Here is a 13061-nt window from a genome sequence, read left to right as displayed (position 1 = left end):
TTTACCGTCGGCAGGCGGCCCACCTGCGACGTAGTCGTCTCCACCTCCAATGTGGTCTCCGGCGAGCACCTGCGCGTGACGCCGACGGCGGAGGGCTGGGTGGTGGAATGCATCTCGCGGACTAACGGGATGCTGGTGGCCGGGCAGGACACCCGCCGTGCGCTGGTAGTCGGCCCTACCCGCGTGTACCTTGCCAACAGCTCCGGGCCTGGAATCGACTTCGTGCCGACAGCGGCAGCCGGCCCCGCCCCTGCCGCCGCGCCTGGGTCAGCTAGTCCCGCTCAGGGGCCGCGCCCGGCACCTGGGCCCGGGACCGACGTCGGCCCCGCCCCGGCTGCTCCGCCTGCCCCGGCTGCCCCGCCCGCCTACGGTCATCAAGCGCCCGCGCCCGCCGGCTATGGGGCATCCGCCGGCGCGGCCCCGACCGGCTACGGCAACTCCGCTGGATCTGCGCCGTCCGCGGCAACGGCCAGCGCCTCGTCTGCCATGACCATCACCGATCCCGCGGCCTCATCGGTAACCATCGCCGGCCCGCCGAGCCCGCCCCGCTCGGCCGCATCCGGAGGAACCGGCGGGTTCCCCGCCGGTCGGCGCCGCACCATCGCCAAGGTGACCATCACCTCCTCCGGCACCATCGGCCGTGCCCCGGACGCCAGCCTGCGCCTGGATGACCCGCGGGTGTCGGGCCACCACGCGCGGGTGGACCTGACGCCGCAGGGGATTGTGGTGACGGACCTGCGCTCGACCAACGGGGTGTTCGTGGGTCAGCAGCGCGTGCAGAGCTATCGGGTGACGGAGCCGACCACCTTCGGCATGGGGTCTACCTTCGTGGTTATCAGCCCCGATGGCACCTGCGAGGTCCAGGTGGCCACCGCGGCCGGGGAGCTGGTGGGTCGCGACCTGACCTTCTCGGTCAACGACGGCAAGCTGACCCTGCTCGACGGCGTCTCCTTCGCCCTGCCCGGAAATGAGCTGCTGGCGGTGGTGGGCCCCTCGGGTGCGGGCAAGTCCACGCTGCTCAAGGCCCTGACCGGTGAGCAGAAGGCGCAGCAGGGGCAGGTGCTGTTCGACGGACTGGACGTGTATGAGCACTACCCGGTGATGCGCAACAAGATCGGCGTGGTGCCGCAGAACGACGTGGTCCACTCCGCGCTTACCGTGCGCCAGACCCTGGAGTACGCGGCTGAGCTGCGTTTTGCCAAGGATGTGTCCAAGGCTGAGCGGCGCGCCCGCATCAACGAGGTCCTGGAGGACCTGGACCTGTCTGAGCACGTGGACAAGAAGGTCAAGATGCTCTCCGGAGGGCAGCGCAAGCGTGTTTCAACCGCTATCGAGCTGCTCACCCGCCCGTCCCTGCTGTTCCTTGACGAGCCCACCTCCGGCCTGGACCCGCAGCTGGACCGGGATGTGATGGAGCTGCTGGCGTCTTTGGCGCATGGCACCCGCCCCGGTGACAGCGGGCGCACCGTGGTGGTGGTTACTCACAACGAGAACCACATTGACCGGGCGGACAAGGTCCTTATCCTCGCTGCGGGTGGCACCCCCGTCTACTTCGGGGCGCCGCGGGAGGTGATTGCCTACTTCCGCACCCGGCTGGCCGAGTTCGGGCAGGCGGGCCGACTGGTGGTGACGCCGCCGCGCGGCGGTTTCGCGGACCCGGTGTCCATTGACGGTTTCGCCGACGTCTACGCCCTGATCCGTAACCACGCAGCAGAGCTGCGCGCCCACCTGGAGGCGACGGTTCCGTCTACTCGGCGCGGCGACGGCCGCAGGCTCAGCACGACCACGAGCGCCGATGAGCGGCAGGCCCCGCAGCAAAGCGCCCTGCGGCAGGTATCCACGCTGGTGCGCCGCCACCTGCGCATCATCGCCGCCGACCCCTCCTACCTGCTGTTTATGCTGGTCCTGCCGGTGATCATCGGCCTGCTCACCAAGGCCATCGCCGGCTCCAACGGCTTCGCCGTCCCCGACCTGCCCGAGCCGACGTCCGAGCAGCCGTGCGTCGTCTACTCCACGCAGGCGCTCGAGCTGCTGGTCATCCTCATTACCGGCGCGGCCTTCTCCGGGATGGCCGCCACCATCCGGGAGCTGGTGGGGGAGCGTGATGTCTACCTGCGGGAGAAGGCCGTGGGCCTGCGGGCGGGTTCGTACCTGGTGGCCAAGGCGCTAGTGCTGGCGCTGATCGTCACCGTGCAGACCGCGGTCATGGTCGGGATTGCGCTGGCGCTGAACAAGGCCCCCACCGACGCCGTCCTGCTGGGCTCCCCGGGCCTGGAGCTGGCGGTGTGCTGCTGGGCGATTGCCTTCGTCTCCGGTCTGCTGGGGCTGGCCGTGTCCGCCTTCGTGTCCTCCTCCGAGCAGGTTATGCCCGTGCTGGTGGTGACGATCATGGCGCAGCTGGTACTGGCGGGCGGTGTCATCCCCATTGCCGGCCGGGCGGTGTTCGAGCAGCTGGCCTGGCTCGTCCCCGCCCGCTGGGGCTACGCCATGGCCGCATCCACGGTCCAGATGAATGAGATCCTGCCCAACCGCGCCGAGGACATCTGGGAGCACAGCGTGTCCCAGTGGGCCACCGACTTCGGGCTGCTCTCGGCGATCGGCCTGGTCTGCTTCCTGGCCTGCTACATCGGCCTGGCCCGCCGGGACCGCCGCTGACCCGCGCCCGCCCGGCGGCGGCGTCGTTCCTGCGGGGCGCAGGGCGGGTCGATACCGGCTGCGCCGCGCCTTCAGCCTAAGGTTGGATCATGGCCTCAACTGCTTCCCCGCTGCCCGCCGGAGAAGACGTCCCCGTCTCTGCGCTCAGCCGCGCACAGCTAATAGACGTCCTCACCGACACCGTGGGGGACCTGGAGAACCTTGACCTCAGCCTCAGCGCCACCGGTGTGGAGGACGCCAGGCGCCTGCGCTCCAGCCTCATTGCCCAGATCCGGGACCACGTACTGCCCCGGCTCGCCGACGCGGACATTCCGGCGATCGTCGTCGTCGGCGGCTCCACGGGGGCGGGCAAGTCCACCCTGGTCAACTCCGTGCTCGGCCGGGAGGTCTCCGACGCCGGCGTGCTGCGCCCCACTACCCGCACGCCGGTACTCGTAGTCAATCCCGAGGACAGCGCCGCGCTGGCAGAGCACCCGATCGCCGGGGTGTGCCGGACCGTAACCTCTGCCGCCGTCCCGGCCGGACTGGCTCTGGTGGACGCCTCCGACCTGGACTCCGTGCAGGAGAGCAACCGGGTCCTCGCCTCCCGGCTGCTGGAGGCCGCCGACCTGTGGCTGTTCATCACCACTGCCGCCCGCTATGGCGACCACACGCCCTGGGCGTCCCTGGAGGAAGCGGCCGGCCGGGAGACCCCGATCGGCGTCGTCCTGAACCGCGTGCCGACAACCGTCCTGTCGGAGGTGCGCCGCGACCTGGTCGAGCGCCTGGACGCGCTCGGCCTGGCCGAGTCCCCGTTCTTCGTGGTTCCCGACGCCGGCCCCCACGAGGGCCTGTTGCCGGAGGCCTCGATCGCTGAGCTGCGCGACTGGCTGGGCCTGCTGGCCGGGCGCCACCGGGCCGCTGGGCTCGTGCGCCGCACTGGCCGCGGCCTGTGGACCGGCCTGCGTGCCGACCTGATCACCCTCGCCGACGGCGTCGACGCCCAGGATGACGCCGCCACTCGCCTGGAGACGGCCTCCCAGAAGCTGCTGGAGGCCCCCGCCGCAGATCTGCGCGACGACGTCGAGCGCGGCACCTGTGGGCAGGGTGCCCCCACCACCCGCTGGGTCACCCTCGCCTCAACCGGTGGGCCGCTGGCCCCGCTGGCTCAGGGCGGCAAGCTGCGCTCTGGCTGGTTCGGCCGCACGGGCAGGGCGCGCGCTGCCGCCCTGGCCACGCTCGCCCAGGACGCCCGTGAGTCGGTCGCGGCCCGGCTGGAAGCAGCTCTCGTCTCCGTGCATGATGACGCCTCCCGCACCTGGGAGGCCGCCGGCGCCGGCTCGCGCAGCCGGGAGCTGCTGCCTGACGTGCCCGACGCGGCCGCAGTAGTCGGCGCCTGGGCCACGGCGCAGCAGGAGCACCTGGCGACTGTGCCCAAGGGGCTGACGCCGCAGGGGGCCGGTGATCTGGTGGTATCCGCCGCCGCCGGCATCGAGGGCTCGCGCGCCGCCGCCGAGCGACTGGGGCTGGGGCCGGCCATCAGCGAGGCCAGGCAGGCCCTGGCCCAGGCGCTGACAGGCGTGCTCAGCGCGGTTGTGCCGGCCGGTGCGGCCCGCGGCCTCGCCCCAGACCCGGCACTGGCCGCGGCCCTGCGGCTACGCGCCGGCGAACTGACACCGTTTACCCGTCCGGGAGCCACCGCATGACCATGAACCAGAATGCCGCCCCTGCAGGGGGCCAAGTGCTTGATGCCGCCCACCTGGAGGCGCGCCTGGATCGTCTGCGCGGCGCGCTGGACGAGTGCCCGACGGAGATCCCCGCGTCGTTGTCGATTCCTGCCCGGGAGCACCTGGACGAGGTGGCCGAGCGGCTGGCCCTGGGCGTGGATCACACGGTGGTGGCGCTGTTCGGCGGCACCGGCTCCGGTAAGTCCTCACTGTTCAACGCGCTGACCAGCCTGCAGTTCGCCGATGTCGGCGCGCGCCGCCCCACCACTGCCCGCGCCACGGCCTGTACCTGGGGGGACGATGCCGAGGCCCTGCTGGACTTCCTTGAGGTTGCCGATGACCGGCGCATCCGCCGCGAGTCCCTCCTAGACGCCGCCGACCAGGACGCCTTCGCGGGACTAGTGCTGCTGGACGTGCCCGACTACGACTCGGTCAGCACCGAGCACGCCCTCCAGGTGGACCGGCTGGTGCCGCTGGCGGACATCCTGGTGTGGGTGGTTGACCCGCAGAAATACGCCGACGCCGTCCTGCACGAGGGCTACCTGCGGGGGCTGGGCGCGAGGCAGGAGGACATGCTGGTCCTGGTGAACCAGGTAGACACCCTGCCCGCGGGCGGCACTGAGGCGCTGCTGGAGGACGTGCGCGCGCTGCTGGCGGCCGACGGCCTGCATGACGTGCAGGTGCTCCCGGTATCCGCGGTGCGGGGCGACAACCTCGCGGCCGTGCACGAGTTGTTCCTGGAGCGGGTCTCACGGGAGTCCAATGCCGCCCGGACCGCGTCCGCGCAGCTGGATGCCATTGCCATGCGACTGCGTCCGGCGGTCGCCGCCAGGGCCGTGGCCACCCAGCCGGAGCTCGCCGACGCCGCCGTGACCACACTCGTGCACGCGTGCGGTGCCCAGGCGGTGGCGGACTCCGTGCGCACCGGCCTGGCCCGCACCTTCCCGCGCGCCCTGGCCCGTCCGGCTCCGCCCGCTAGGGACGCCGTAGCCTCCGTCCAGACCACTTGGCTGCGCCGCACCACCGAAGGGCTGCCCGGTGCCTGGTTGCGCAGCGTGGAGAGCGCCGTCGCCACCCCCGAGACCTTGGCGGCTCAGACTGCCGAGGCGGTCGGCAGCGTGCAGTTGCCGCGTCACCGCACGCCCGTCATTGAGCTGGCCTGGTGGGGTGGGGCGCTCGCCGCACTCATCGGAGTGGTGTGGGCGGTGGTCTCCCTGGTGCAGGGACAGGCCTTCGTGCCCGGCCTGCTGGCACCGCTGGCCGTTGCGGGTATCGGGTTGGTGGCTGCGGTTGGCGCGCTGCTGGCGCGCCGCTCCCGTGCCCGCCGGGAGGCTGAGGAGTATGCGCGGGCCGTGCGTGCCCGCCTGGTGTCCGTGGTATCCCGCGGTCTCACTCGCCCCGCCGACGGCGTGCTGGTGCGTCATCGGATGCTTCGCCAGGCCCTGGAACTGCCGCGGTAGCGCCGTACGGACTTTTCCTCCACACGAAAGCATTTGGAGGCTCCCGGTAGGCAGGCGGACTGGTTACGGGGGCGTGGCCCGGGCTCGCCCTGTGCGCGCCTGCCGGTCCTTGGAACCAGTTGCCCAGGCAGCAGAGGGATGCGGCCGGACCGGAGCACCGGTGTCCACAGGTGAGGTTCGTGCAGGGGGTGCTGCCCCCGCATAAACAGGTCGGTGGCGGCCCGGACCTGGTGCGCGGCACTGTTGGAAACAGCCGGCGGCACGCCGGTCCCAGCCTGAGCCACGGCAAGTCACCGCAAAGGAGCATCCCATGAGCCGTCAACTAGATCTCGTTGTCCAAGGCGTCCTCGGCACCAACCCGGCCGTGACCCGAACCTCCGGAGGGCGCGCCTACTGCTACTTCCGCCTGGCCACCTCGCCGTCGTTCCGAACCGCCCAGGGCTGGCGGGACGGCCAGACCATCTGGTTCACCGCCAAGGCGTGGGGAGCACTTGCTGAGAACCTCGGGCGTTCCCTGCACAAGGGCGACCCGGTGGTGCTGGTGGGGCGCTTCACCCAGGAGAACTGGTCCAAGGGATCGGAGGAGTTCTCCACCAACGTGCTGACCGTTTCTTGCGGCGGACACGACCTGACGCGCGGGGAGTCGCGCTTCATGCGGATCGTGCACCGCAGCGATACCGAAGACGACGGCGATGCGGCCACCTCGGAGGCGTCAACCACCACCTCCTCCGGCTCCGCCGGCTCGGCGCAGTCCGCCGGGTCCGCACCCAGCCCGGACGCTGCCGGGCTTCCAGCCCCCACGCCGGCGCCGTCGGCCGGGCTTCCAGCCCCCACGCCGGCGCCGTCGGCCGGGCTTCCCGAGCCTGCCCCGACGCCGGTCGCTGATCCGGTGATGCCGGGGCAGGCGGCGCCCCCACTCATGACGCCTGCATCCGAGCCGAATGCGCTCGACTACGTGCTCGCGGACGAGCAGGAGTGACGCCGACGGGGGAGCGGCCAGCGCGGGGCGGCGTAGTGCTCGCCCGCCTGGCGCCGGTGGTGCTTGCCAGTGGGGAGGTATGCGCGCGCAGGAAGCGGCAGGCTATGCGATGACGTGAACGTCAAGATCCGCTGGATGGGCGACGCCGAACACCTCGATCAGCACTCGTGCCGCCATCGCCGTCGCCTCTTGCGCCTTTGAGGCCGGCAAGCGATAACCCAAGAACTCGGGCTCCTGCTCCCAGCCCAGGGCTACGAGCGCTTCCAGGGCAGCCTCAGTCAGCACGGCGCGCCCGTGCTGGTCGAGCAGCGTCACCCCCAGGGATACCTCGCCAGACGTCCCGAAGGCCTTAAGGCAGGGCGGCTCCGGTGAGGGCGCCGGCCGGCGGCGGACGCGCAGGGCACGCAGGAAGCGGGAGTCAGCGGGAATACGCGCGGCGGTCTGCGCACTGACAATCGGCGCGCTGACGGTGAGCTCCACGACGACCGCGCCGGCAATGCCACACTGAAGCAGCACGTGGGCGAGCGACGGGATGAGGCGGTCCCAGGAGCCGACGTCCAAGCTGCTGGCCAGTTCGTCAGCTGGTCGGGCGAACGTGTGCGTGGGGTGCGCGGGGAGACCTGCGCCGGTGGGACCCGTTGTAGACATACCTGGAACGGTAGCCGCCAAGCGGGCGTCGCCACACCACGAGTCGGCGTGTCCTGGCGTGTCACCACCGGGATTTCAAGGCCCACTGGTTACCGTGGCTTGCAGTCCCGGCGTGCCTGCGTCGGCCACGAGCAGGAAGCAGCTTCCCCATGATCCGATTCGACAACGTCTCCAAGGTATACAAGCGCGGCGCCCGGCCCGCGCTTGACGACGTAACCATAGAGATCGAGCGCGAGGAGTTCGTGTTCTTGGTGGGCGCATCGGGCTCCGGCAAGTCCACCTTCCTACGGTTGACTCTGCGTGAGGAGCGGCCCACCTCCGGGCGTATTCACGTGCTCGGACGCGATCTGTCACAGATCTCCAGCTGGAAGGTCCCCAAGCTGCGCCAGGAGATGGGATTCGTCTTCCAGGACTTCCGCCTGCTGGAGAACAAGACCGTGTTTGAGAACGTCGCCATCGCCTCGCAGGTGATCGGCAAGCCCCGCCACTACATTCTCTCGGCCGTGCCCGAGGCGCTTGAGCTGGTGGGGCTATCCGGGAAGGACAAGCGGCTGCCGCATGAGCTGTCCGGCGGTGAGCAGCAGCGCGTGGCCATTGCGCGCGCGATGGTCAACCGGCCCAAGCTGCTTATGGCCGATGAGCCCACCGGCAACCTCGACCCGTCTACCTCTGTTGGCATTATGCGTCTGCTGGACCGCATCAACCGCCAGGGCACAACCGTGGTCATGGCCACCCACGACGACGAGATCGTCGACCAGATGCGCAAGCGCGTCATCGAGCTCAAGGCGGGCGAGGTGGTGCGCGACCAGGCTCGCGGCGTGTATGGGTCAGACCGTTGAGGTCGACCCCGCCGGCAGTGAGCGCTGCGAGGGCTGCGAATCCCGTAAAACCCGTGAATGAGGTACTGAGGTAAACGCATGCGATTCCGTTTCATCGTCTCCGAGACCTTCAAGGGGCTCAGCCGCAACCTGGTGATGACCGTGTCGGTGATCCTGGTGTCCTTTGTGTCATTGCTGTTCGTCGGGGCCTCGGTGCTGCTGCAGAACCAGATCTCCGTGATGAAGGGAGACTGGTATGACAAGGTTGAGGTCAGCGTCTACATGTGCCCGCCGTCCTCGAATGCGGCGGCATGCGCCGACGGCGAGGCCACACAGGAGCAGATCGACGCCGTTGAGGAACTGATCAAGTCGGACACGCTCGCCCCCTACATCGAGGCCTACTCGATCGAGTCGAAGGCGGACGCATACGAGCGGTTCATGGAGGCCTACGGGGAGTCTCGCATCGGCCGCAACGCAACCGAGGACATGATGCCGGTGTCCTTCCGGATCAAGCTAGTGGAACCGGAGAAGTACCGGGTGGTCGCCGAGCAGTTCACCGGACGTGCCGGGGTCGAGCGCGTCATCGACCAGAGCGAGACCCTCGACCCCCTGTTCGTGCTGATGAATCGAGTCTCCTGGATCACCGGCGGGCTGGCGGCGATTCTGGCGCTGACGGCGGTACTGCTGATATCCACCACAATTCGACTGTCCGCCATGAGCCGCTCCAAGGAGACCGGCATTATGCGGCTAGTCGGCGCCTCGAACCTGTTCATCCAGCTGCCCTTCATGCTCGAGGGCGCCATTGCCGCACTGATCGGTGCGATTGGCGCGGTGGCCGCGCTGTGGGCGGGGGCCCGCTACATCGTCACGGACTGGTTGGCAACCTCGCTTAAATTCACCGCCTTTATCGGCACCGGCGACGTGGTACGCCTGGCCCCCTGGCTGCTGCTGGCCGCCGTCGTCCTGGCCCTGGCCTCATCCGCCTTCTCACTGTCCAAGTACACAAGGGTCTGATCGCCATGTTCTCAGTCCGCTCGTCCCTTCAAGCGCGCCGCGCCCGCCGTCGTCTCGGGCGGCGGGCCCGCCGCGCCGTCGCAGGCGCCGTCGCCCTGGTCCTGGTAGCTTCACCCGCGTACGTCGGCGCGCAGGCCGACGAGCGCCAGGACGCCGTCGACGACCAGGCCGCCGCGCAGCGCAAGCAGGCCGAGCTGGCCGCATCCCTGGAGGGCGTGTCCGCGGAGCTGGGGCAGGCCTACATCGAGCTGCAGAACGCCCAGGCGTCCCTGAGTACCGCACAGACCGAGCTCGATAACGCTGAAATCGTGCTGGCGCAGAAGGAACGCGAGCAGCAGACCGCCGCGGACCGCCTGGCCGTGGCCGAGTCCGAGCTGGCGACCCTGCGCGAACAGGCGGAGCAGACGCAGACGACTGTCGACGAGAACACCACATCGGTAGCCGACCTGGTAGTAGCCACCTATCAGGGTGACAGCGCCGTGACCTCCTGGACCTACGTGCTCGCCTCCGACTCCGTCGACGAGCTCACCGACCGTGCCTCCACCATGGAGATCGCCACCGGCGTGCAGGAATCCGTCCTGGCTGCCGCCGAGGAGGAGCGCGCGCAGGCCGCCAACCGCCAGGCCCGCCAGAACGCGACCACCGAGCGCGTCGCTACGCTGAAGACTGAGGCAGATGCCGCCAAGGCAGCCGCGCAGACCGCCAAGGACACCGCCAAGACCAAGCGTGACCAGGTGGCCGCGCTGAAGGCCGAGAAGGAGACGGCCGCGTCCAATCTGGAGACGCAGAAGGCCGGCCTGGAGAAGCAGCAGGCCCAGGCGGCAGCCGATGAGCAGGCCGCTGCCACCGAGATCGCGGAGCTGGACGCGGCCAACAGGTCTTCCGCCGGCTACACCGGATCGGCGTCGGGCTCGGGGGCCTCGTCCTCACTGGGCAGCGGCTCCATCGGGCACCCCATCGCCGGGCCCCTCATTGTTGCCTCGCCCTTCGGCTACCGCGTCCACCCAATCACGGGGCAGAGGAGGCTGCACGCCGGAGTCGACCTCGTGGCCTCATCCGGCACACCCCAGTATGCGGGTGTGGCCGGAACCGTCACCCACAACATCAACAGCTCGTGCGGTAATGGCGTCTTCATCAACGGAGGCGTGATCAATGGGCAGTCCGTGGTGCTGGCCTACTGCCACCTGTCTGCGATCTCCGTGCCCAATGGCGCCACCGTCACCCGGGGGCAGACGATCGGGCTCACGGGCATGACCGGGGGCGCCACGGGGCCCCACGTCCACTTCGAGGTGATTATCAACGGTACGGAGATCGACCCCATGACCCTGCCCGGGTTCTGAGGGGTGGACCCGGCGCCGCCTTGGGCGTCAGCTGCGGCGGCACGGGGTTGTGCTGACCGCTCCGGGTGCGGCGCTCGGGCCTGTGGCTGGGCGTCTTGGCGACCGGAGCGGTCGGCAGTAGGATTCGGCGCCGTAGTGTGACGGACCGGGACGAGGGAAGGAGACTCCGGTGGCCAAGAAGACCGAGGGGACCAAGAAGCTCACCCCGGCCGAGCGCGCCAAGGCGGCAGCCGCCGCGCACAAGACCATCGCCCGCAATCGCAGGGCGACGCACGACTACTTCATCGAGGACCGCTACGAGGCCGGCCTCGCCCTGACTGGCACCGAGGTGAAGGCCCTGCGCATGGGGCGGGCCTCCCTGACCGAGGCGTGGATCGAGATCGACCGCAATGGCGAGGCCTGGCTGCAGGGCGCCCACATCCCCGAGTACCTGCAGGGCACTTGGAACAACCACTCCCCGCGTCGCAAGCGCAAGCTGCTGCTGCACCGCTCCGAGCTGGACAAGCTCGCCCAGCGGGTGCAGGCCAAGGGCTACACCATCGTGCCGCTGGAGCTTTACTTCATCGATGGCCGCGTCAAGCTGGAGCTCGCCCTGGCTCGCGGTAAGCAGGACTGGGACAAGCGCCAGGCCCTGCGGGAGGCGCAGGACAAGCGCGAGGCGGCGCGCGCCATGGCTTCCGCCAACCGGCGTCGCGGCTGACACGGGTATCCCGGTAAGCCTTCCTCTGAGGGGCGTGACGGCGCCCGCCGACGAGCGAGCGCCGTCGTCCGGACCGCCAAGCCCGGACGACGGGCGGGCTGCGACGACCAGCGGGGCGGCTCGCCCTACCAGCGGTCGTGCACGTGGGTGCGGATGCGCCGGTCGTACAGGTCCGCCAGGGCGGCATGCAGCTGGTCGCTCAGCGGTTCCAGCGCGGCGGCCGCGGCGTTGGCGCGGGCCTGCTCGGCGCTGCGCGCGCCGGGGATCACCGTGGTCACGCCCGGCTGGTCCAGGATCCAGCGCAGTGCCACCTGGGCGGGCGTGGCGCCGGCCGGGCCGAGCTCGCGGCACAGGGAGGTGAATTCCTGGGCGGCCTTGACGCCGACGTCGAAGGGCACCCCGGAGAAGGTCTCGCCGATGTCGAAGGCGGAGCCGTCGCGGTTGTAGTTGCGGTGGTCGGAGGCAGGGAAGGTGGTGTCCTCGCGGTACCGGCCGGATAGCAGCCCGGAGGCCAGCGGCACGCGGGCGATGATTGCGGTGCTGGTGGCCTGCGCCGTCGGCAGCACCTGCTCCAGCGGCTTGCGGCGGAAGACGTTGAGGATGATCTGCACGCTAGCGCAGCCGGGGCGGCGCATGGCCTCCAGGGCCTGGGCGCAGGTCTCCACACTGACCCCGTAGGCGCGGATGCGGCCTGCGCCCACCATCTCCTCTAGCCAGTCCCAGGTGTGCTCGGCGGAGATGACTTCACTGGGCGGGCAGTGCAACTGCACCAGGTCCAGGGTGTCCACGCCCAGGTTCTGCCGGGAGCGGTCGTTCCAGGCCAGGAAGGCGTCGCGCGTGTAGTTCTCGGGGAGCTGCTCCACGCGCCGACCCATCTTGGTGGCTACGGTGAGTCCGGCCTCGGGGTGGGCGGCGGTGAATGCGCCGACTAACTGCTCGGAGCGCCCGTCGCCGTAGACGTCGGCGGTGTCGATGAAGGTGACGCCTGCGTCGAGCGCCGCCTGCAGGGTGGCGGTGGCGTCCTCGGCGGTGACCTCGCCCCAGTCGGTGCCGAGCTGCCAGGTGCCGATGCCGACGGTGGAGATGTCGCGGTTCAGAGCGGGGAGTGGGCGTGTCTCCATGGTGCTTGCCTCCTGCGGTGGTGGGCTGGTGCCGCCAGCCTAGCGGTCCTAGTGACTCGGCGAAACAAAAAGTAGTGGTGAAGGTCTCGTATCCGCTGCGGCGGGCGCTGGTATCCTTGAGTTGCTGAGGTTTCAGCGTGTTCCCGTGCCGCTCGCGGGCGGGAAGAACTCAACAGGGGATGATCGGTTTCGACGACGGTCGTGGATTCAGGAGAAGCGGGTCGAGGAGGCACAGTCATCTCGTCAACGCCCTGTGCAAACCTATAGGTGCCGATAAAACTCGCGCCGACTTCGTCCTCGTCGCCTGACGAGAGCCGAAGTTCGCCAGCCCGGGAACGCTTCCGGCCCGGTTCCTGGCGTCATCTAGGAAGCCACTGCCGAGGCCCCATGCCACCGGGGGTCTCGGGACACTTAGGTGGCTGAGCCCGTCGGCGTCCTTGTTCGCGTGAGACGCCGGGGCTGAGAAAATCAGCAGCGAACTGCACCCGGAGAAGTCCTGTTACATTGCCGTCGGACCGGGGTTCGATTCCCCGCATCTCCACTACGAACCTGCTGACGCGCCGATACGTCGACGTGTCAGCAGGTTTTCCACGTTTGCGTCCGGCTTTGATCGGTGTCGG

At 69.7% G+C, this 13061-nt stretch carries 10 protein-coding genes and 1 other RNA gene; 9 read left to right on the top strand and 2 right to left on the bottom strand.

Features of this window, described 5'->3' with window-relative positions; all coding sequences use genetic code 11:
• The 4 genes from GZ998_RS09165 to ssb all read left to right on the top strand — a co-directional run.
• A partial coding sequence (locus tag GZ998_RS09165) for an ATP-binding cassette domain-containing protein (protein WP_219109671.1) occupies positions 1-2655 on the top strand: 2655 nt, incomplete at its 5' end.
• Positions 2656-2744: 89 nt separating this feature from the next.
• Entirely contained in the window at positions 2745-4340 is a 1596-nt protein-coding gene (locus GZ998_RS09160; protein WP_161924517.1) for a GTPase domain-containing protein, read from the top strand.
• Positions 4337-5821 (top strand): GTPase, encoded by a 1485-nt coding sequence (locus GZ998_RS09155; protein WP_257505747.1) that lies wholly within the window; start codon positions 4337-4339, stop codon positions 5819-5821. Before GZ998_RS09160 ends, GZ998_RS09155 begins: the two co-directional genes overlap by 4 nt.
• 310 nt (positions 5822-6131) lie before the next feature.
• Positions 6132-6800, top strand: coding sequence for a single-stranded DNA-binding protein (gene ssb, locus GZ998_RS13340; RefSeq protein ID WP_219109670.1), 669 nt, complete (start codon positions 6132-6134; stop codon positions 6798-6800).
• A 102-nt stretch (positions 6801-6902) separates the two neighbouring features.
• Here ssb and GZ998_RS09145 read toward each other — a convergent pair whose 3' ends face one another.
• Positions 6903-7448: a hypothetical protein gene (locus GZ998_RS09145; protein ID WP_219109669.1), complete on the bottom strand. Its 546-nt coding sequence runs from the start codon at positions 7446-7448 to the stop codon at positions 6903-6905.
• Between the two features lie 149 nt (positions 7449-7597).
• Between GZ998_RS09145 and ftsE the strand changes: the two genes are divergently transcribed.
• The 4 genes from ftsE to smpB all read left to right on the top strand — a co-directional run bounded on the left by ftsE (position 7598) and on the right by smpB (position 11320).
• On the top strand, positions 7598-8287 hold the full coding sequence (gene ftsE / locus GZ998_RS09140; protein ID WP_161924514.1) for a cell division ATP-binding protein FtsE: 690 nt from the start codon (positions 7598-7600) through the stop codon (positions 8285-8287).
• 78 nt (positions 8288-8365) lie between these two features.
• Positions 8366-9280, top strand: a complete 915-nt coding sequence (ftsX, locus tag GZ998_RS09135; RefSeq protein WP_162679823.1) for a permease-like cell division protein FtsX — start codon at positions 8366-8368, stop codon at positions 9278-9280.
• Between the two features lie 5 nt (positions 9281-9285).
• Positions 9286-10620, top strand: a complete 1335-nt coding sequence (locus tag GZ998_RS09130; protein ID WP_219109668.1) for a peptidoglycan DD-metalloendopeptidase family protein — start codon at positions 9286-9288, stop codon at positions 10618-10620.
• A gap of 169 nt (positions 10621-10789) precedes the next feature.
• Positions 10790-11320, top strand: a complete 531-nt coding sequence (gene smpB / locus GZ998_RS09125) for an SsrA-binding protein SmpB (protein WP_161924513.1) — start codon at positions 10790-10792, stop codon at positions 11318-11320.
• Positions 11321-11445: 125 nt separating this feature from the next.
• On the opposite strand, the gene GZ998_RS09120 is transcribed toward smpB, so the two are convergent.
• The gene (locus GZ998_RS09120; RefSeq protein ID WP_162679821.1) at positions 11446-12441 is read right to left on the bottom strand and encodes an aldo/keto reductase; all 996 of its coding nucleotides are present in this window, start codon (positions 12439-12441) and stop codon (positions 11446-11448) included.
• A gap of 175 nt (positions 12442-12616) precedes the next feature.
• Between GZ998_RS09120 and ssrA the strand changes: the two genes are divergently transcribed.
• Positions 12617-12985: a transfer-messenger RNA gene (ssrA, locus tag GZ998_RS09115) on the top strand.
• The last annotated feature ends 76 nt before the right edge of the window (positions 12986-13061 follow it).

Origin of the sequence: Actinomyces sp. 594 (assembly GCF_019325145.1) — a bacterium.
GTDB lineage: Bacteria > Actinomycetota > Actinomycetes > Actinomycetales > Actinomycetaceae > Actinomyces.
The sequence above is the reverse complement of the archived record's forward strand: the minus strand, read 5'-3'. Positions and strand labels throughout refer to the sequence as shown.

Coding starts and splice junctions, on each gene's coding strand:
- ftsX (WP_162679823.1), top strand. CDS start 8,366: ATGCGATTCCGTTTCATCGTCTCCGAGACCTTCAAGGGGCTCAGCCGC.
- GZ998_RS09120 (WP_162679821.1), bottom strand. CDS start 12,441: ATGGAGACACGCCCACTCCCCGCTCTGAACCGCGACATCTCCACCGTC.
- GZ998_RS09160 (WP_161924517.1), top strand. CDS start 2,745: ATGGCCTCAACTGCTTCCCCGCTGCCCGCCGGAGAAGACGTCCCCGTC.
- ssb (WP_219109670.1), top strand. CDS start 6,132: ATGAGCCGTCAACTAGATCTCGTTGTCCAAGGCGTCCTCGGCACCAAC.
- ftsE (WP_161924514.1), top strand. CDS start 7,598: ATGATCCGATTCGACAACGTCTCCAAGGTATACAAGCGCGGCGCCCGG.
- GZ998_RS09145 (WP_219109669.1), bottom strand. CDS start 7,448: ATGTCTACAACGGGTCCCACCGGCGCAGGTCTCCCCGCGCACCCCACG.
- GZ998_RS09130 (WP_219109668.1), top strand. CDS start 9,286: ATGTTCTCAGTCCGCTCGTCCCTTCAAGCGCGCCGCGCCCGCCGTCGT.
- GZ998_RS09155 (WP_257505747.1), top strand. CDS start 4,337: ATGACCATGAACCAGAATGCCGCCCCTGCAGGGGGCCAAGTGCTTGAT.